Source organism: Mucilaginibacter lutimaris, assembly GCF_042676625.1.
Classification (GTDB): domain Bacteria; phylum Bacteroidota; class Bacteroidia; order Sphingobacteriales; family Sphingobacteriaceae; genus Mucilaginibacter; species Mucilaginibacter lutimaris.
This window is the reverse complement of sequence record NZ_JBHTIA010000022.1, coordinates 1-2,114: the sequence shown is the minus strand read 5'-3', so window position 1 is coordinate 2,114 and position 2,114 is coordinate 1. Positions and strand designations below refer to the sequence as shown.

General features: G+C 45.4%; 3 protein-coding genes. All 3 read right to left on the bottom strand.

Annotation, left to right across the window (positions count from 1 at the left end):
- Positions 1-65: 65 nt before the first annotated feature.
- On the bottom strand, positions 66-608 hold the full coding sequence (locus ACFQZI_RS19895; protein ID WP_377145635.1) for a tyrosine-type recombinase/integrase: 543 nt from the start codon (positions 606-608) through the stop codon (positions 66-68).
- Complete coding sequence (locus ACFQZI_RS19890) at positions 595-1,389, bottom strand: tyrosine-type recombinase/integrase (protein ID WP_377145632.1); 795 nt, start codon at positions 1,387-1,389, stop codon at positions 595-597. Before ACFQZI_RS19890 ends, ACFQZI_RS19895 begins: the two co-directional genes overlap by 14 nt.
- Positions 1,390-1,480: 91 nt before the next feature.
- Positions 1,481-2,114 (bottom strand): hypothetical protein (locus tag ACFQZI_RS19885; RefSeq protein ID WP_377145630.1); only part of this gene is annotated, 634 nt, incomplete at its 5' end.

Genomic DNA, 2,114 nt, shown 5'->3' with positions numbered 1-2,114 from the left:
GGTGAACAAACGCTCTGATCTGCTTTGAAGCTTTGGCCGTATCAGCAAGATATATTCTTGCAGGTCTAAGATTTGATGAGGTTGCAAGGGTAATATCCTGTCGTTTTGCTTACCTGTTTTGGTACATTGATTTTACCCTCTCTCAATTTCAAATGTTCCGGCCGGATGGTTTCCAGTTCTTCCCTCGTTAATGCCTGATAAACCAATAACCCTATAATCACTTTATTACGGTGGGTTCGTTCGTCTTTGATCTCGTAGTTATGATAAAGTGTTTCCAGGTCTGCTTTTTCCAACAGGTCATGGGGTACGGTTCTGATCGTTCCTTTCAGGCTGATACCTGCTGCCGGATTATAACTGATCTGCTTTTCGTTTTGCAGGTAAGTAAAGTAATACCTGACCGCTAACATTACCCGATTTATAAGATTAACGTTTTTGTTGCCTTTGCCTAAGTGATCTGCAAAGTCGAGTATTTCTATATACGTTATCTGCGTTAAGCCCAGGCTTTGTTCAGCTATCCAGGCTAAAAAGTAGCTGGCATATTTACGGTGCTGGTAAACAGTTTGCGGTTTAAAGCCCGTTTCCTGTAAGTAATCCTCAAACTTGCTCATGCTTTAAGTGGGTATAGATCTGTGTGCTTTCTAAGCTCCTATGGCCTAAAAACCGCTGGATCTGTTCTAACTTCATTCCGGAATGCAGCAGGTGGCTGGCAATGCTGTGGCGAAGCGTATGCAGGCCGATGGCTTTCTTTAGCCTGGCTTCGGCTCGTAGCTTTTGCAAACGTTCATAAGCTGTAGCACCGCTCAACCTTTTTCCGTTGATATTGAGCAGCAAGGCATTATCTTTTTTGCCGGTAACCAGGTAAGGCCGGGCATACTGTATATAGTGGGTCAAGTCGGCTTTGTTGCTTGCGGCCAATGGCACGTAACGCTCCCTGTGGCCTTTTCCTTTCCGTACATATAGCAGGTCCTTTTCTATCAATATGTCACGAACATCAACTTTTACACCCTCGTTTTTACGCAACCCGCAGCCGTAATATAAAGCCAACATCGCCTTATCCCGCATGCCTAAAGCATCCTCTTTAGCAGCATCGTACAGTTGAGTTACTTCGGCGTTAGTCAGTATGCTTTTGACATTACTGGCCTTGCCCTTAATGCGCAGCTTGACCGTAAAGCTTTCCTGTCCGCTTTCGCTAAGGTAACGGCTGAACTTTTTAATGACCTGTAGATGCTTACGGATATAGTTCAGGCTGATCGCTCCGGCTTTGGTTTTGCATGGCCGTTCGTGCAGGCGTGTTAGGTAGTTTTTCAGGTGCGCTTCCTGTATCTCATGGGGATGATTACAATTTTGGTTTTCCAGGTATTCCAGGAACTCGGCCAACATTTTAGGCATGTCCCTTTGGCTGGTCGGCTCAAAGTTCAATATGCGCAACCATTCCGAAAAGCCGGCCTGTAAACGGATGTAAAGGGCGTTTTACATGGTTTTATTTTAGGGTGTCTGCTATTTTTTCGGTTTGTTGGGTTACTGCCTGTTTCCTGTTGATCTTCTGCGCTTTAGGTGACCCATTTGTGGCTTGGGTTACTGGTGGGTTACGGGTTACTGTTTTGATATTTTCAAGGATGGTTTTTACCATGTTCTGCGCATCATTCGTCAATGTTTCCAGGTCGTTCCAGTTCTGTATTTTGTACTCAAAGCCTTTATAGCGGTTACCCCTGGTGATCTTGATATAGCCCATCCGTTCCAGTTCGTACAGGTAACGTGCTAAACTGCTCGGGCTTAATCGCATGGCGGATCTTACCTCTTTGCTGTAAAAAGCCTCGGTGTCCTGTTCTTTTAGGTAGGCTTTCAGCCGCTCGAAAAAGTTCCGGCAGGCATCGTTCAACTCGTCGCTCTTTTTGAGCAAGGTGGTTTCTAATAGCGTAAAAGCGGCTTCTATATCGGCTATCGTACTTTCAATATATTGCTCCCCGGTATCCTCGTCCGTTTTTAGTTCCCTTTGGTACTGGTGGTAATACGTGATCGTTTCAGTAAACATTAACAGCAGCAGCATCGTACGCCGTGGTTTGAAAACAGCTTCCGGCAGGTTGAGGAAAGTGGCATAAGGGTTTCTGACGCTG